Source organism: Halobacillus litoralis (assembly GCF_020524025.1).
Classification (GTDB): domain Bacteria; phylum Bacillota; class Bacilli; order Bacillales; family Halobacillaceae; genus Halobacillus; species Halobacillus litoralis_D.
The window spans coordinates 773,296-791,489 of sequence record NZ_JAIVKN010000002.1; the positions used below are offsets into that span (position 1 = coordinate 773,296).

16 protein-coding genes are annotated in these 18,194 nt (G+C 41.0%); 5 read left to right on the plus strand and 11 right to left on the minus strand.

From position 1 onward, the window contains the following. Positions 1-4: 4 nt before the first annotated feature. Both argC and LC036_RS10290 read right to left on the minus strand, forming a co-directional pair. Positions 5-1,042, minus strand: a complete 1,038-nt coding sequence (gene argC / locus LC036_RS10285; RefSeq protein ID WP_226581790.1) for an N-acetyl-gamma-glutamyl-phosphate reductase — start codon at positions 1,040-1,042, stop codon at positions 5-7. A gap of 615 nt (positions 1,043-1,657) precedes the next feature. After that, positions 1,658-2,965 (minus strand): lysine N(6)-hydroxylase/L-ornithine N(5)-oxygenase family protein, encoded by a 1,308-nt coding sequence (locus LC036_RS10290; protein ID WP_226581792.1) that lies wholly within the window; start codon positions 2,963-2,965, stop codon positions 1,658-1,660. Between the two features lie 111 nt (positions 2,966-3,076). Here LC036_RS10290 and LC036_RS10295 point away from each other — a divergent pair, with 111 nt between their 5' ends. Further along, complete coding sequence (locus LC036_RS10295; RefSeq protein WP_413229869.1) at positions 3,077-3,541, plus strand: GNAT family N-acetyltransferase; 465 nt, start codon at positions 3,077-3,079, stop codon at positions 3,539-3,541. Positions 3,542-3,733: 192 nt separating this feature from the next. Next, positions 3,734-4,369 (plus strand): hypothetical protein, encoded by a 636-nt coding sequence (locus LC036_RS10300; protein ID WP_226581795.1) that lies wholly within the window; start codon positions 3,734-3,736, stop codon positions 4,367-4,369. A gap of 175 nt (positions 4,370-4,544) precedes the next feature. On the opposite strand, the gene LC036_RS10305 is transcribed toward LC036_RS10300, so the two are convergent. Beyond that, complete coding sequence (locus LC036_RS10305) at positions 4,545-5,255, minus strand: GntR family transcriptional regulator (RefSeq protein WP_226581797.1); 711 nt, start codon at positions 5,253-5,255, stop codon at positions 4,545-4,547. Between the two features lie 147 nt (positions 5,256-5,402). On the opposite strand from LC036_RS10305, the gene LC036_RS10310 reads away from it, so the two are divergent. Both LC036_RS10310 and LC036_RS10315 read left to right on the plus strand, forming a co-directional pair. Next, a complete protein-coding gene (locus LC036_RS10310) occupies positions 5,403-6,755 on the plus strand; it encodes a 6-phospho-alpha-glucosidase (protein ID WP_226581799.1) in 1,353 nt (450 codons plus the stop codon). Positions 6,756-6,831: 76 nt separating this feature from the next. Further along, positions 6,832-8,400, plus strand: coding sequence for a PTS transporter subunit EIIC (locus LC036_RS10315; protein WP_226581801.1), 1,569 nt, complete (start codon positions 6,832-6,834; stop codon positions 8,398-8,400). A 173-nt stretch (positions 8,401-8,573) separates the two neighbouring features. On the opposite strand, the gene LC036_RS10320 is transcribed toward LC036_RS10315, so the two are convergent. The 5 genes from LC036_RS10320 to LC036_RS10340 all read right to left on the minus strand — a co-directional run bounded on the left by LC036_RS10320 (position 8,574) and on the right by LC036_RS10340 (position 14,747). Then, positions 8,574-9,239: a LysE family translocator gene (locus LC036_RS10320; protein WP_226581803.1), complete on the minus strand. Its 666-nt coding sequence runs from the start codon at positions 9,237-9,239 to the stop codon at positions 8,574-8,576. A gap of 209 nt (positions 9,240-9,448) precedes the next feature. Then, positions 9,449-9,904: a hypothetical protein gene (locus tag LC036_RS10325; RefSeq protein ID WP_226581805.1), complete on the minus strand. Its 456-nt coding sequence runs from the start codon at positions 9,902-9,904 to the stop codon at positions 9,449-9,451. A 360-nt stretch (positions 9,905-10,264) separates the two neighbouring features. After that, positions 10,265-11,167: a vanadium-dependent haloperoxidase gene (locus tag LC036_RS10330; RefSeq protein ID WP_226581807.1), complete on the minus strand. Its 903-nt coding sequence runs from the start codon at positions 11,165-11,167 to the stop codon at positions 10,265-10,267. 65 nt (positions 11,168-11,232) lie between these two features. Continuing rightward, positions 11,233-13,041, minus strand: coding sequence for an ABC transporter ATP-binding protein (locus tag LC036_RS10335; RefSeq protein WP_413229870.1), 1,809 nt, complete (start codon positions 13,039-13,041; stop codon positions 11,233-11,235). Then, positions 13,038-14,747 (minus strand): ABC transporter ATP-binding protein, encoded by a 1,710-nt coding sequence (locus LC036_RS10340; RefSeq protein ID WP_226581812.1) that lies wholly within the window; start codon positions 14,745-14,747, stop codon positions 13,038-13,040. Before LC036_RS10340 ends, LC036_RS10335 begins: the two co-directional genes overlap by 4 nt. A 306-nt stretch (positions 14,748-15,053) precedes the next feature. Here LC036_RS10340 and LC036_RS10345 point away from each other — a divergent pair, with 306 nt between their 5' ends. Next, positions 15,054-15,245 carry a hypothetical protein gene (locus tag LC036_RS10345; RefSeq protein WP_226581814.1) on the plus strand — a complete coding sequence of 64 codons (192 nt, stop codon included), beginning with the start codon at positions 15,054-15,056 and terminating at the stop codon, positions 15,243-15,245. 350 nt (positions 15,246-15,595) lie between these two features. Here LC036_RS10345 and LC036_RS10350 read toward each other — a convergent pair whose 3' ends face one another. From LC036_RS10350 to LC036_RS10360, 3 genes are all read right to left on the minus strand, one after another. Further along, positions 15,596-16,579 (minus strand): Gfo/Idh/MocA family protein, encoded by a 984-nt coding sequence (locus tag LC036_RS10350; RefSeq protein ID WP_226581816.1) that lies wholly within the window; start codon positions 16,577-16,579, stop codon positions 15,596-15,598. A 66-nt stretch (positions 16,580-16,645) separates the two neighbouring features. After that, positions 16,646-17,260, minus strand: coding sequence for a GDSL-type esterase/lipase family protein (locus LC036_RS10355; protein WP_226581818.1), 615 nt, complete (start codon positions 17,258-17,260; stop codon positions 16,646-16,648). Positions 17,261-17,406: 146 nt separating this feature from the next. Next, complete coding sequence (locus LC036_RS10360) at positions 17,407-18,168, minus strand: CAP domain-containing protein (protein WP_226581821.1); 762 nt, start codon at positions 18,166-18,168, stop codon at positions 17,407-17,409. Positions 18,169-18,194: the final 26 nt, after the last annotated feature.

The window sequence follows — 18,194 nt, forward strand, 5'->3', positions numbered from 1 at the left end:
TTCCTTAAGGATAAACAGGTAAAGGTGTGAGCCCTGTTCGTTCATCTACATCAAATAATAGGTTCATATTTTGTACAGCTTGGCTAGCTGCACCTTTCATTAAGTTATCAATAACACTGACAATCGTGACCCGGTTCGTCCGGGGATCCAGCGTCAACCCAATATCGCAGTAATTCGAACCATATACATCCTTTGTGCATGGATAGCTCATGTCATCACGAAGTCTGACAAAAGGCTGGTTCCCATAATAAGACATGAAGATTGAACGCAGCTCTTCAAGCGTTTTTTCCTCTGTAAGCTGAAGATAGATGGTTGCCATAATCCCTTTTGTCATTGGGACTAAGTGAGTAGAAAAAGTCACGGGTTGAGAGCTTTCATTCCACTCATTCAACTGCTGCTCAATCTCAGGTATATGCTGGTGTTGATTCACTTTATAAATTTGAAAATTCTCCTGTACATGAGCAAAATGCGTGACAGGATTCGGATTTTTACCGGCACCGGATACTCCAGACTTTGCATCAATAACAATGCTCGATGGTTCAGCCAGCCCTTCTTTTACCAACGGACCAAGTCCGAGTAAAGTGGCTGTAGGATAACAGCCGGGGTTCGCAATAACATGGGCCGATTGAATTTCTTCTTTATTCCATTCCGGCAGTCCGTACACGGCCTCTTTTAACGTTTCCTCTGAAGCAGAAGGCTTTTTGTACCAATGCTCATAATCTTTCGCATTCTTCAATCTTAAATCGCCGGAGAGGTCAATAATCCTGGCTTTCCCTCCCCGCAATTGAGGAGTAAGTTTACTAGATACGCCTGCAGGTGTCGCTAAAAAAATGACATCCTGTTCCTGTACCATTTTCTCAGGGTCTAAATCTGCTAATCTATGAGATTCTTGATGATCCATTTGTGGATAAATATCTTCGAAGTATTCTCCTGCTTGAGAAGAAGAATAGAGTGTTAACTCATTGATAAGTGGATGTACAGTCAGAATACGGTATAATTCTATTCCACCGTATCCGGTCGCTCCAACAATTCCTGCCTTCAAACGTGATCACCTCTATGTATAAATATAATAACGTCTGTATATTTACAATATTATTAACCCTTAAACAGAATCTGTCAATAGGTTCCCCCCTTGACTTACTCTTTTTTTTCAGAGAATTATAATGAAATAGATACAAATCATCTTTTTCATATAAATTTGTTAAACATTGGTATATATTCGTCATAAGAAAGCCATCAAAATACTCTCATGATAGTAAAAGAAACTCTAATAGAACGGGACTGTTATAGTTATAAAATATGGGGTTCCGCCTTTTCTCTGCTCAGGTTTATAAAGTGAACGATCTATGTCAGACTAATAAATTCTTGTTACTTTCTTAGTCACATCGCTTAAAACAGCATTGTATAAAAAATCTAACCATAATATGAAAAGGATTTTATTTCATAAACCAGCTATTTATCATTGTTCTGTTTTGTGCGAAGTTTACCAGAGCCCTGCGTTTTGTATAGTGGGAGTATATATATACCCTTATACACATGTGGATAACCCATAAATCTGGTATAACTTGTCTTTTTTATTCACATATGCACACTTTTATACACATCATCCACATAAAAACTCCCCATGCGCAGCAGGTTCTGCGCATGGGGAGTTTATTTATACAGAAAACGTTTGAAAAATATTTTTCTCGTTCATTGGAAAGACTTCACGGCCGACAAGATGATTGATAATCACCTTATTTCGATGAATGGAAAGACCAAGGTTAGTGGATCCAACCCCGTGTGTATGAGAGATTCCGCTGTGAACGTATATCTCATTAGACGTTTCTTCATTTTTAACTAAACGATAATCGGCTGTTACTTTATAGCGGCCCTGCTCATCCCACTGAAGAAAATCTGCTAAGTGGTGAACAAAATCAGGCACATTGGGTTTATAACCGGTTGCAGCAATGACAAGATCACTTTCATGTGTGAACGATTCCTTTTGCTCATTATGAAAACACTCAAGCGCATATCCACCATCAGTCTTTCGATGGATGTCTTTTACTTCGCTTAATACCCGTAAACCCACATTCAACTCTTCGCGACCGACAGAATACTCATACAGCAGGTTATAAATATCATTAATGGTATGATTGCTGATCCCTTTGTAATAAAGTCCCTGTGTCGCAAAAATTTGATCCTTCTGTTCTTGAGGAAGCTGATAGAAATAGTTCACGTAATCCGGTGAAAAATGTTCAAGACTCAATTTAGATTCTTCCATAGACTCAAAGCCTGAAGATCGGGTAATCCAATCTAAACGATAGCCACATTCGCGCTGTTCTTTCAATAATTCACGGAACGTCTCTGCGGCACTTTGACCAGATCCGACAACCGTAATGGACTCAGCATTTCGACATCGCTCCTGATTGGGAAGGAAATCAGCTGTATGAAACACGCCCTCACCCGATACATCTTGGAAAGAAGAAGGCAGATTAGGGACACTTCCTGTACCCATAATTAAGTTTTTGGTACGAAGCCACTGCACTTGTCCACTATCTATATCTGTTACTTCTACTTCAAAATAATCATGGCTGTCTTTCTTATGATGGAGGTTCGTCACTCTCTTTCCAAACCTGCAGCTTTCCAGCTGACGTGCCACCCATTGGCAGTAATCATTGTACTCTCGACGCGGAATATCAAGTCTTTGTAAAAAGTAAAATTGGTACATCCGCTCGTTTTTACTAATATAGTTGAGAAAGCTGTATGGATTTGTAGGATCTGCCATTGTTACTAAATCAGCAATAAAAGGAACCTGCATTTTGGTTCCTTCAATCAGCATTCCCGGGTGCCAGTCAAACGTTTGTTGCTGTTCAAAAAATAAGGCTTCCACTTCATCTATCTGGTCCAATAATGCTGCTAAACTAAGGTTGAAAGGACCCACTCCAACCCCGATCAAATCATGAATTTTCTCTTGTTGTTCCATCCTCCACTACTCCTTTTCTGAAAAATACACGATTTCAGAAATCGATGCTCTTCCTCTATGGTATCATAACCACATCATAAGAATCATAGCCAATTGGAAAGGATGATACATGTGGCTCCAATTGAATTAAGGAATGTAGAAAACCGCGTTCCTTATCTAAACGATTTATTATTAGCTGATGAAGATGAATCTGTTGTAAAAACATATATTAATCAAGGAATCCTGTATGCGATAGCTTTAGATAAAAAAGAGGTCGGAGTCTGCTTATTTACTTTTCCCACCCCAAAGACCGTGGAGGTAAAAAATATTGCGGTACGGGAAGCCTTTAGAGGCAGGGGAATCGGTAAAGAAGTGCTCAAACAAGCTTTCAAGCGGTTTGCTCCTTCACACGAAAAGATGATAGTTGGAACATCCAACTCAAGCATAGATAATATTGCTTTTTACCAGAAAGCGGGATTTCGATTTCATCACATCAAAAAAGGCTTTTTCTTAAAATACTCAGAACCTTTTTATGAAAACGGGATCCAGGGAGTAGATATGATCGTTTTCTGTAAACAGCTCACTGAACTCAAATGAATCCATATGCGATCATACGCACACAAATACTTGTATTTCTAATTAATATAAAGCCTAGATTAAATGTAATGCTATTTACGGATAAACTTAGAATTAGGCATAACCTAAAACAAATGGACACTTATATAGTTGAGTCTAAAATATGGGTTTCATAAGACCCACTCTTATAAATACATATATGGGGATGATTTTTTGTCAGGGAAAATGAAATGGACTGTAATTATGTTAGGGGTTTTAACCTCAGTTGTAGTTGGAGCAATTTTAGGAGTAATACTCCATGATCCTTCAAAAATTAACTTGCTGTCACTTATTATTAATCTAGCAGGGACATTAATTGGGGCATTAGGCGGTGCCTTAGTAGGTGCAAAGTTAACTAGATTAGAGAATAAGAAATTTAAAACTGAAGAAGAAAAAAAGCAAGATACAGCTGTCTGGAATGCTTTAAGAGATGAAATAGATGTGAATTACTCTATCGCTAAAAGATGGTTAGGGAAAATAGAACAGGAATTGGAGCTTATAGAAACAAAAAAGGAAATAGATCTTCACACATTAGAGCCTTTTTATGAAAGTTTTTCTGAATACATGAGATTTCACATTCCTATGAAAATAAGAGATGACTATGATTTTTTCAAAGAATTGAGATATATAACTCAAATGTTTTACTCACTAAACATCCAAGGCCAAAGTAGGCAGAATTACAAAATTAGAACAGTTGGTATGGAAAACACTCTCACAGAATTAGAATCTTATAACAATCTTATTAAAGAAATGCTAATAGAAGTTATATTCAAAGTTGAAGAAGTAAGATTCAGATCCTACAAAGAATAAAACAATTTAATGTACTCATTATAATGAGAGTTGAGCAAAAAGACCCAATCAAATGAAAAAAATGGTGTATATCCCTTAATTAAGGACGATGAATACTAATATCCACTTTACATTATAAAAATAGCGGAGAACCATAAGTTCTCCGCTATTTTTATTTGTCTGATAACCCAGCCAATTAAGGACGGGAAGCCCGGAGGGTGAATTTATATTCATCGCTTTTAAAGTGGACTTCACTATATTCGAAGACGGTTCCGTCCGTAAATACACTATAGGATTGAATTTTCAAAACCGGCATCGTCTCTTCTACTGCCAAGGCTTCTGAGATATCAGGAGGAGGAAGTACTGGAATAACCTCTTGAAAACTATCTTTAATCTTCATCCCGATTTCTTTTTCAATATAATCATACTTTGATCCTGTCATAATCCCATAAGACAGATTAGGGAATAAGGAAACAGGCAGAAAAGTATCTTCAAGCACGTAGGGAATTCCGTCCACAAGCCGCTGCCTCCGCACATAAAATACTTTTTCCCCGTCTTCTAATTTCAGCACCCTTTTCACATGGGCGGACGGCTCCAGCAGCTGAAAGTCAAGCACCTTGTTGACCGGTTCTTTATCAAGGCTCCTCATTTCCTCAGTGAAGCTGATTAATTCAAAAATATTATGTTCGATCTTCTGCTCTTTTACATAGGTCCCGCTCCCCTGAACTTTTTCCAACAACCCCTCATCCACAAGCATTTTAACGGCCTGCCGGATCGTTACCCTGGATGCGGAATAGCGTTCTGATAAATGGTGCTCCGTGGGAATGGCTTCGCCCGCTTTCCAGTGGCCTTCCTCTATTTCTTCTTTTATTTTATGGGCAATTCTTCGATACAAAGGTGCTGCCATGAGTATTCCTCCTGTTTAATCACTATATCTATTATAACGAATCCATAAAAATCTGAAACATATGTTGACGCTTTCAGTTATATGTATTATATTCGTATTAAGTTAATTTTAATACAAATATAACACCTTTATGGAGGTCGATGTAATATGAATAAACAAAACCTTGTAGTTGTTGGTGGTGGAAGCACGTATACCATCGGAATGATCATGAGTCTTATTGCTGAAAAAGAACAATTTCCATTGAAAACGATTACCTTTTACGATACAAATGCTGAGAGACAGGAAAAGATAGCAAAAGCGTCTGAAATTATCCTTAGAGAAAAGTATCCGGAACTTGAAAGTTTCCGTTATACAACAGATAAGGAAGAAGCTCTTTCTAATGCGGATTTCGTTTTCGTACAAATTCGTACAGGCGGATTAGCCATGCGCGAACAGGATGAGCAGATTCCTTTGAATCACGGAGCTGTCGGACAAGAAACATGCGGTCCTGGCGGAATGGCTTACGGTCTTCGTTCTATTGGAGACATGATTGAACTTGTAAATGATATCAGGCACTATTCTCCGGATGCCTGGATCTTAAACTACACCAACCCGGCAGCCATTGTAGCGGAAGCCCTGCGCCGTGAATTCCCAGAAGATAAGAAGCTGTTAAACATCTGCGATATGCCTGCTGCAATTATGGTAAGTTACGCGGGAATTTTGGGAAGAGATGTATTTGACCTTGTACCAGAATACTTCGGTCTTAACCACTTCGGATGGTTTACAAAGATCTTGGACAAACAAGGCAACGATCATACGGATACCATTAAGCGGGCCATTACAGAAGACGGATTTATTCCCGAAGATGCTGAAATAGCAAATGACCCTTCATGGATCAAGACCTTTAAACAAGTGGAGCAAATGGTAACAGACTTCCCAGAGTATCTGCCGAATACGTATCTACAATATTATCTCTACCCGTCCCAAATGGTTGAAAAAGAGGATCCAGACAATACACGTGCTCGTCAAGTCATTAACGGAAGAGAAAAACGCGTCCACACGTTAGCAGATCAGATCATTGCAGACAACACGACCGAAAATGTCGAGCTTGAAGTCGACATTCATGGAAGATATATGATTCGAGTGGCTGCTTCTATGGCCTACAACAATGGAGATATCTTTATCGTAATGGTCGAGAACAATGGCACGATTGCAAACCTGCCGGACGACGCGATGGTTGAAGTTCCATCTATGATTACAAATCGTGGACCTAAGCCATTCTCCGTTGGAACGATTTCTACCTTCTATAAGGGGTTAATTGAAGGTCAGCTGGCTTATGAAAAACTTGTCGTTGATGCTTATTATGAGAACAGTTACGAGAAAGCCCTTCAAGCTCTAACCTTAAACCGTACAGTCATTGATGCCCCTCGTGCACGTAAGATTTTAGATGACATGATTGAAGCAAATCAGCAGTACTGGCCGGAACTTCACGCGAACAAACAAGCCGTAACTGCAAAATAGTCTTTGACCCCCGGCCCATTCCGGGGGTTTATCAAAACAAACAAGAAAGCGGTTACCCATGAGGAGGATCTAACAAGTGAAGAAATACTTTGGAAGCTTACAGAAGTTTGGAAAGTCACTTATGGTTCCTGTCGCTCTCCTTCCTGCAGCCGGTATTCTACTGGGGCTGGGAGCTGCACTAACAGGACCACTCGCTGAAACACTCACTTTTTTACAAAATGATATCATCCAACTTATTGGAAACGGCATGTTAGATATCGGAATTAGTATATTTAATAACCTTGCTGTTATCTTTGCTATTGGTGTTGCTATTGGTTTGACCGGCGGATCAGGTATCGCTGCACTGGCCGCGCTATTAGGATATATCATTATGAATAAAACGATATCCTTCGCTCTTGATATTACCCCGGATATGGTTAGTGAGAGCGGAGAATATGGAATGGCGCTTGGAATTCCTACGCTGGAAACCGGTGTGCTCGGAGGAATTGTTGTCGGTCTCCTTGCTGTTTGGATCTACAATAAATTCCATGAATTTGATCCTCCGGAGGTTCTTGGATTCTTCGCAGGAGATCGTTCTGTAGGAATTGCGATGGTCTTTTCTTCTATTTTCCTGGCTATTGCTATGATGATTGTCTGGCCGCCAATTCAGGGTGGAATTAATGCAGTGGCCAATATCATTGCTAACGGTGCGACAAATCCGCTTTATATTGGTCTATATGGCTTCCTTGAGCGTGCTCTTATCCCAACAGGACTGCACCATATATGGTATGCACCATTCCTTTGGACTTCTTTAGGTGGAACTACAGAAGTAGCCGGGGCGGCTGTTTCCGGTGACCAGTACATCTTTCTTGCTCAAATTGCAGAAGGCGTAGAAGTAACTGCGGGCCGTTTTATGGCTGGGAAGTTCCCTGTTATTATGTTCGGTTTATTAGGTGCTGCACTGGCTATGTATCACAGAGCAGATAAAAAGAACCAACCCGTTGTTAAAGGCATGCTGATTGCTGCAGCAGGTACGGCTTTCTTAACAGGAATTACTGAGCCAATTGAGTTCACATTCCTATTTGTGGCTCCCCTGTTATTTGTATTCCATGCATTTTTAGCTGGAATCTCGTTTGCAGTTATGTATATGCTTGATGTCCATCTCGGCTGGGCTGGAGGCTCAGGTTTGATTGACTACATTTTAGTTAATGCTCTTCCGGGTACAGGAAACTGGTGGATGAACCTTGTTGCAGGGGCTGTCTTCTTTGTCATTTACTATTTCTCCTTCTCGTTTGCCATTAAGAAGTGGGATTTAGCGACACCTGGACGCGGTGGACAAGAAAATAAACTATTTAAACGTGAAGATTTTAATGAACAGAAGAACGAGAAGAAAAAAGGTGGAAAATCCACACAGACGAAAGAAACGGCTGCTGCCATCATGGAAGCTCTTGGCGGTGAAGATAACTTAAAACATGTCGATGCCTGCTTCACACGATTGAGAGTCGAAGTTGGAGAAGTAAGTCAGATCAATGAAGATCGATTGAAGGAATTAGGGGCAGCGGGCGTTGTCAAAGTCGATCATAATATCCAGGCAATCTTCGGTGGACGTTCTGACCTTTATAAGAATGAAATCAACCGGATCATTAAAGAATCCAACGCTTCTTAACATGGAGTGTTAAAACGTAATAAAAACATATAAAAAAGCTCAGAGTTTCTCTGAGCTTTTTTATATGGGGAAAATACCCACCTCCCTGCCTTTCCTCACATAAGTGAGAAATGCATGATATTCCGTTCTATAAGAAATTCTCAGACCGGTCTGTTGTGGGAACATTTACTCTATCACATCCAGCCAGATTCTTTGAAGATCATCAGCCCCTGCCAGCCAAATTTCAATCCGTAATAAATTAACACGAGAGCTGCTGCATTCTGTACCCATTTCAGCACGGATAGTTTCATAAGGTATCTGCCAAAATGAACGAAGAAAGCAAGGTTCATATTCCATAGACCAATCCCGATAAAAACCATTGAACTAATTAAAAAAGACCGGAAAATATTCTCCTGCTGTAAAGCCCCACTAAGGACCGATCCATAAATACTTACCCAAAAGAGGATATTCATCGGATTGGTACATGCAATAACAGCCCCCTTCAAATAAGACGTGAGAGGAACGCCCCTTTGTTTTGTCCGCGCTTCTTCCACCGCAATCTCTGTGGATACCCTGCTCCATAAACTTGCTAAGCCTGAATGAACGAGTACAACACACCCCGTTAGCATGAGAACTACCTGCACCCACGTCCACGCTAAAATTGTCCCCAGTCCAAAGAACATAGCTCCCATCAAGAGAAGATCCGAAGACATGCCTCCTAAGCCTACACAAAGAGCCGGCCAAAACCCATAGGTAAGCCCCCTCCTCATTATTTCTACATTAATGGGTCCAACCGGCGCTGCAATGGATAACCCCAGGACAACCGAACTGACGATAAGCGTAATCATAAGCTTCCCCATTTCTCTTTTCGCTCTTTTTCAGTCCATTGATTCGTAGTTATAAACAGTGCCCGCTATGTTGAAGAATTATAGTAACGTGACCATCCACAACAAATTTCTACGCTTGAGTCTGCCTAAAAAGATTCTTATGTATGGGACCTCAAAAATCTACTAATCCACCTATTCCATTAAGAGATATGAAGAGAGACGAGTACTCGTCCCTCTTTAGGTCAGTCAACAACAATATAAGCGATCATCGGACCATCTGAGGCAATTTCTGAATGCGTGGTACAAATCATTCGATAAATTCCCTCTTCTTTAAATTGAAGATCCAATACTGTCTCCTTGCCTTGTTCTACTACACCTTTTATATCCGTCCCCTCGATATAAAACGGATGTTCTTTTCCATTCACACCATAAATACTTAATTTTACCGGCTCATCCTTATCTACAAATATCGTTCCAGGATCCCAGCGGTACGCCTCAATTTCCTTACCATCCGCAGTTTCTGCTTTAAATTCTCCTGTCACTAATTGAATAAGCCGCGGTTCACCATTCACGGGGGCCGTCGAAGTGGCAACCGCTCCTTTCCAAAAGAAACTCCCAATATAGTAGGCTGCAAATGCAATGATGATTGCCCCGATAATCAGCCCCATTTTCCGAGCAGAAAGAATCCATGCATCCAAACATATCCCTCCTCTGGTTTGTTACTCATGTATATGCACAAAGGGGAGGTGAACTTGTCTAATTTTTTTAGATTGTCTTTGTGACTGGCTGATCATGAGGCTGGGATTCACACGGTACAAATCATTCTTGAAAGGTCTTACAAACGACAAAAAAGCAGCCATCACCGGCTGCTTTTCTATTGACTCTATGACATCTTTCTGTTGATTTCATATAAGCCCACTTACCCTGAATATTTTATTTAGACATGCTTACAGCGTGTTAGAGCCTTTTCTGGAAGAACCTTACTAGAAAATCAGGAAATCAAACCTTCCTGAAGGTCCTTGTGTGGTTTCCTTTGAAGAATCACCAGAGCCTTTCTATTAATAAAACAGTTTCGGATCCAGCCACGCGTCATAATCTGATGAATCTTCGTCGTGGTCATTGATCAATAAAGATCCGCATGTTTGGTTAAAGTCAAAAGGAATGGCCTGCTGCTCATAGTCAGCTGGATGCAGATCTGCATTTTTGTAAACGGAAAATGGTAGATCCAAGCGTGATCCGCGTACCCTGTCTTTACTCAACTCGTCGACTACAATCTGGCCGATCTGCCGGCCAAGTCGAAGTCCCTCGTCGTTATCAACTGGATAATGCACCCCTGCATACAGGCGTGACTTTGCACACTCTTCAGCTAGGCTGCGGATTTTTCTTCTTTCAGCCGGGAAAAAGTAGCTTAAAATTACCTCAGCAGCACCTGAGATTGTTGCATGACCTGAAGGGTATGATGGATGCACAGGTGTACATATAACGGTAGCCAGTTTAGGATCTATCTGGTTCGGCCTTGGAACAAGCCACTTATACTTCAAATACCAGCAGACTACAAAAGCATCGTTCATTCCGCTGAATAAAGCCCCTAACATTCTCGCAGCACGAGGGGCTTCTACTCCATACGTATCAATCAAGCGATCGGCAATCGGGGACCATTGTTTAGAAGCAGCCCCCTCTCCCCAATACTTCGCTATTTTAATTTGTTCTTCAGACAGGTGTTGAAGTGTGTTCTTCACCTGCTGTAGTTCTTCCTGCCAGTTAATGGATTCAGGATTCCTGATGGCTAAACGAATCGGGCTTCCATCTTTCTTTTTAAACCCATAACGACGACTATGTTCAATAAAATACGTTTTCCATTGACCTGCTTCCACCTCTACAGCTGAATCCAGTGCAGGAGCACGCTCTTCACCAGCGTAAGGAAGCTCCGTCCATAATGGGTAGTTTTGATTTCGGGACATTTGTCTCTCCCCCTTTTATTACCTACCATATGTTACAAGCATCCCCGTGGTGTACGTACGATGGATTATCCCTGCTGTTTTATCCGAGCATCGTTTGACTGTGCATGAATGAATGCCGCATATTTCCCTCCTCTTCTCATTAGAACCGTATGATCTCCCCTTTCCATAATCCGTCCACCCTCCAATACGAGGATAATATCTGCTGAACGGATCGTATGGAGGCGGTGGGCGATGACAAAACTGGTCCGGCCTTTCATCAATGCAGTGAGTCCCTCATTAATCCTCATTTCAGTAACCGTATCAATACTGCTTGTAGCTTCATCTAATATCAGTAATGCTGGATCAGCTATCATCGCTCTCGCAATGGATATAAGTTGTCGTTGACCGTGACTTATACCTTTCCCGTCAGAATCCAATACCGTATCATATCCGTCTGGAAGGAAAGTGATAAAGTCGTGGGCCCGGGCAGCCTTAGCAGCTTGTTCTACTTCTGCATCGGTAGCATTCAAGCGGCCATACCGGATATTTTCCCTTATGGTTGTATGAAACAACGTTGCGTCTTGGAGAACCACTCCCATATGGCTTCTCAAGCTTTCCCTGGTTACGTTTTTCAAATCTACACCGTCTAATAAAATTGAACCTTCATCAGGATCATAGAAACGTGCCAATAAAGAAATAATGGTCGATTTACCAGCACCTGTCGGCCCTACAAGAGCAACCGTTTGACCAGGCTCAGCATGAAAGTTTATTTTTGATAAGATCTTCCTGTCTTCTTCATAAGAAAAGTCCACATTTTGAAAAGTAACCTCTCCTTTAATCCTTTGTATATCCATTGAATCATAATCATTCTTCTTTTCTACATCCTCATCCAATATTTGAAAAACCCTCTCTGCTCCAGCCACAGCAGATAAAATCATATTGAATTGATTCGCTAAATCATTTAATGGCCGTGTGAATTGGCGGGAATAGGTTGTAAAGGTTACGATCATACCAATCGTTAGATATCCATGAAGGGCCAAAATTCCTCCAGCCCCGACAATGATGGCAAAACTTATATTATTCAACAGATTCATGAGCTTGGGTATGAAACCTGTATAAACTTGAGCATAGTACCCTGAATGTTTAAGTGCACGATTTTTTTCTTCAAATTCTCGAATGACCCGGTGTTCTTTGGAGAACATTCGAATAATCGACTGACCGGAAAACATTTCTTCCACATACCCATTTAATACTCCCAAATTGCGCTGCTGTTGTTTAAAATACGTGCCGGTGCGCTTTGTAATCCATTTCATTCCCCCATACATCATAGGAATAATCGTTAAGGTTAGAAGCGTTAACAGCGGGCTGATCCAAAGCATAAAACCGATCGTCCCTAGGATAGTCAATACACTAGTAACAAATTGAACAATGGCGGAATTTAAAGTTCGGCTGATATTTTCGATGTCGTTGGTTAATCTGCTCATTAACTCCCCCTGCTGTATTTTTTGAAAAAATGGTAAGGGCAGAAGCTGAACATGTCTAAAAAGATGGGAACGGATTGCCTGAACGGTACTTTGAGCCATTCCGATCATCCAATAATTCTGCAGCCATAGAAAGAGAGAATGGAGCAAATAGATGGCGAAAAGAAGTATGAAACTTTTTAAAAGCCGGCGCGCTGAAGGATCACCCAGGACAAGGTCAACGGTTTGTCCTAATATATAGGGGCCGAGTAAAGAAAGTGATGAACTAACTACAATAGCTGAAAGAACCAGGATGAATGTCAACTTTTTGTCGGACATATACTGCCAAAGTCTTTTCATAGTAGGACGAATATGGTCTATTTTCTTATGCTTCAGTGACATTCCACTCGTGCTTGTATAATCCCGCCGGCTCATGGCATCACCTTTTCCTTTTGGGATTGATAGATTTCACGATAGTGCGCACTATCGTTTAATAGTTCTTCGTGAGTTCCCTGGGCTGCAATAGACCCCTGATGAAGCAGAAGTATTAAATCTGCACGTTCCAATGAACTAATTTTTTGGGCAACAATGAAGACCGTACATGGTTGATCATCCAATGTCGAAAGCAGCCGTTTCTCTGTATGAGCATCTAAAGCACTTGTACTATCATCTAAAATCAGGATGCGGGGCTCACGGATGAAAGCTCTCGCAATGGACAGCCTTTGTTTCTGTCCCCCGGAAAACACGACTCCTTTCTGCCCGATCTGTGTTTCATAACCTTTTGGTAAAGAGGTAATAAAGTCATGGATCTGCGCTTTTTTGGCAGCTTCGATTACATCTGAAAACGAAGCCCCCTCCTTCCCCCATTCAATATTCTCACGCACCGTTCCAGAAAAAAGGTGGGCTTCCTGTGGAACAAGGCCGATCTGATTTCTAAGGTGGTGGACCGGGATTTCCTCTACCGGAATTCCATCTACAAACAGCTCACCGGAGAGTTCCTCATACAGCCTGGGGATCAAATAAAGCAAGGAGCTCTTCCCTGAACCCGTTTCCCCTATAATTCCTACAGTTTTACCAGCGTCAATCTTAAATGAGAGATTGTGAAGTACCTTCCGGCCTGCTCTTTCAAAAGAAACATTCGAAAACCTGACTTTCCCTTTAATAGTAACTTTTTCAGAATTCGACTCTTCTGGTTGTACTACCTCCTGATTTAATACTCCTTCTATACGATTGGCAGATGCATACCCGCGGGAAACAATCATAACCAAAAAGGTAAACACGGAGAACGTAAACATTATCCTGGTCGCATAATTGATAACCGCTACAAGCTCCCCCGCTTCTACTGCACCCAGATTAAGAAACCGATTCCCTAAGAACAGAAGGAGCATAATGACCATATTCATCCCTAACATAACCGTAGGCATAGCCATCTCCATTAACCATAAAGCCCTCTTATTTTCTTCAACGAGAGATCGATTAACACCATTGAAACGCTGTTCTTCAAAAGTCTCTCGATTAAACCCTTTAATAAGACGGATTCCTGTTAAACTTTCTCTAATTTTGGTATTCAAACGATCAAGTTTGTGTTGAACTTTTCGAAAAGCCCGCACACCTCTTGTTAAGATAAAAAATAGAAACAATAAAAAAACAGGCACACTAACAAGAAGTACGAGAGCCAGCTGCTGGTTCAAAGTAAACACCATGGCGAGTGCAAAAATAACAAACAAAGGGGCTCTAAGACCGATTCTTACAAACATAAAAAGTAAGCTCTGCACCTGCATCACGTCATTCGTCATCCGTGTAACTAAGCTCGGGGTCGGCACCTGCTGAAAATTGTCATCAGAAAAGTACTGCACTTGTTGAAACAAATCCATACGCAGGTCAAACCCTGTCCCCTGACTTAGATGAGCAGCAAAGAATGAATTCGTCACCCCTGCAGAGAAAGCAAGCAAAGATAGAGCTAAGAGAACTCCTCCCCAGACAAATACAGCAGAGAAGTTTTCATCAAGGATACCGTTATCGATAATCTTCGCCATCAAGATCGGCTGAGATAATTCGATTACAAGCTCAATAAGCATGAGAAATACAGCTATAAAGGCGGACCGTTTATAGGGAAAAGTATAAGAGAAAATACGCCGCATTCAGAATTCCTCCAAACATCGTCCGGTGTATAATGAAGTGACCGCACAAGAGCTTAATTTAAGTCACTTTTTTCATTCTGCTCTTGATTAAAAATTATTACAGTATAACTTTTGTACAACATTAGGATAAGTCCATAACCTATCCAGAAAGCAAAATGCCGGTCTTATTGATTGATTGTCGGGTATATAATCAGTCATAATAGACTATGTAACAATAGCAAATGAGCACGCATTGGTGCTGTTAATGAAAAGGAAATAGAATAGCACTCCTATCATTTCCAGAATATTCAGGAAGGTGATCATTATATGGACGACATAAAACCTATTTTTCCCGTAACGGAAGAGTTACTCGAGCTCGTGGACTTATTAAACCAAGTCCCTGGTGCAGACGAGGGGCAGGTCATCCCACAAACGATGACTGTGCTTAATAAGGTTTATGCCCAAGGTATAATGGAAGGGTACGAGAAAGCCATAAAAAAACAGACGGCTAAAAAATAAACGAATGTGATGTGGGAAGAACTTTTCCGGAGTTGTTATTAATCACTGCACTCCAAGATATCACACACTATAAAGTAAACATGGCAGCTTAACGATTACACCGCTTCCTTAAAGCTTACATCTTCCTTTTTATCTACAATTTGAAGAAGCAAGGCAGGACAGTCCTTTTTCTTCAGACGTAACGATTACATTCGTACATAGGGCAGAACCCTGAGGGCTCAGGTGAAGTAGATAAACAAAATAGCGGACTGAGCTTTCACATGATCACGCACTCTAAGGTCAAAGATACAAACGCTGGACGGAAAAAGAGGCACTTTCATCTTCCAAGTGCCTCTTTCTGTCACGTTTTTTTATTGATCAGCAGGGTATACTAACCCGATCTGCCTCCGTGCCTCTTCCATGATTTTGGCAGCTTTAAGTGTGTTCTTTAACGAATTTATCGTGGACTGCTCTTTGTTTCCTTTAATAATGTCGATGAACTCTTTTACTTCATAGTACATAGGTGAATATTCATTATCATCTTTAAGATCCTCAGACGTTCCGTCCCGGAATAGAATCTTGATGTCTTTTGGTTCAGAAATATTGGGGATGATGATTGTCCCTTTTTCTCCTTGTATTTCAGAAGGTGCATGAGAATCAATAATCTTGGAATGCATGATGACGCCTTCCATTTGATCATATTTCGCAATGATACTACCCTGGCCATCTACACCAGATTCCAAAAATACACCGTCTGCTTTTACGGAAAGCGGCTCCCCAAACAAGACGACCATTGGATAAACTCCGTAAATCCCAAGGTCCATTAATGATCCGTTAGAAAGAGACGGATTAAACGCATTTAAAACTTCCCCTTGTTTGTAAGCATCATACCGGGAAGAGTATTTGCAAAAGTTCCCTACAAAGCGTCTGACCGGTCCAATTCTATGTAAATGTTCCTGCACACTTAAGAATCCAGGCATGAGAGTAGATTTAATGGCTTCCATCAATACAACTCGTTCTTCCTTAGCTACCTCAATCATTTTAGCAATTTCCTGCTGATTGGATGCCATTGGCTTTTCACATATCACATGCTTGCCCTTCCTCATCAAGGTCATTGCCTGCTCCGCGTGAAAGGCATTCGGACTTGCAATATAGACGGCATCAATATCATTATGCTCAGCCATGTCATTTAAATTAGTAAAGGTTAAAGGGGCTCCATGTTTCCCTGCGAAATCTTCAGCCCGCTCTTTTGTACGGGAGTAAACGCCCGTCATCTCAAAATCTTCATGCTGCTTTGCTGCTTCAATAAACTTTTCTGTAATAGTGTTCGTGCCAATTATACCGAAACGCACCATAACTCACCTCCATGTCATACACCTATTATACATGAATAGAGGAAACAGCCCCAAGATCATGCCTTGCTATTTAACATGCTTTAAAGCAAGCTTTGCCAGTACCTCCTGCCCCTTTTTAGTTGGATGAACATCCCCCTTTATTATATATTCAGGATGCCCGCGAAACGCTTTGTTGGCATTCACTAAGGATACAGAAGTAAAGTGTTTTAATAACTTTACCAAAGAGGCATACTGCTGATTGATATAAGCCAGAGGAGTATCCAATTTGTCACCGGCAGCTGGATATGGATTATAAATGTTATACACTAGAATCTTACCGTCTGTCAGTTCATCGATCTCAAGAATGGTTTCATACACATTGTAAAGCAGATCCCGTATGACAGGAGCAGCATCTTCCAACTCCACACCGTCCAGTCCACCATTCTGCTTCACAATATTTAATAAATCGTTCCCCCCTATATACACTATGACGTAATCTGCTTCCTTTAAAGCTTCCCGATAAATTTCATTTGACTTCACTGCACCCAGCAGTTCACTGGAGGTTATTCCAGGAATACTTAAGTTGGTAACTTCGAGGTTTCTTTTTTTGGCTATCAGCGAAGGAAAGGATCCATCAGGAGGCTGGCTGTTGTCTTTTTCCAGATTATATCCATAAGGAATTGAGTCCCCGACAGCCACCATTCTTTTCTCCTTATAAGCAGATGCCTGGTATGGGCTTACAGCATACGCGATTATAATAATAAAAATGATAAAAGATCTCATAATGATTGTCCTCTGCAAAGATTTTATGTAAAGATAGACGCCGGAAGAACCAGGCGTCTTATATCTTATTTGGCAATAAACATTTGAACCCAATAGTTTCCATCGCTTGAATATCCAACACCAATATGAGTAACATTTTTATTCATGATATTTTTCCGGTGACCAGAACTATTCAACCAACCATCCACTACAGATTGTGGAGACTGCTGCCCGGCAGCAATATTTTCTGCTGCTGTCGTGTAGTCCACTCCAAATTCTTTCAACATGTCAAAAGGACTTCCGTAATTTGGAGAAGTGTGGGAAAAGTAGTCATTCTTAGCCATATCTTCAGACTTCACTTGAGCTACTTCTTCTACATCGGCACTATTTTTTAGTGGTTTCAAACCATTTTTCTCTCGTGCTTTATTGGTTAGTTCAATCACTTTCTTCTGAAAATCTCCGCTTGCTGCTTGATCGCTGGTTTGTTTATTTGTCTGCTGCTTTTGAGCCTGATCTTGATCCGGGGCCTGATTTTGAGATGGTGCCGGCTGACTTTGTTCATAACGGCCGTCCTGATCAAAGAAATAAGGACCCTCCATCACTCCGTTTGGTCCATTCGGATTTAACCCTTCAAATGGAATATTAGCATCAAAACGATTCTGCCCAGTCATGTCATATCCATTTCCAACTGGACCGTTTTGCTGTCGTCCTTGATCCTCTGGGCCAAAACTTACTTTATTTAAGTTATTACGCTGACTATCACGCGCTTCTTCTTCTGTAGTATTACAAGCAGCCAGCATACCTATCAGCATGATTGCTGCTAAAAAGAACAACAGTTTATTTCTCATCTAACATCCTCCTCAGGAATATCATC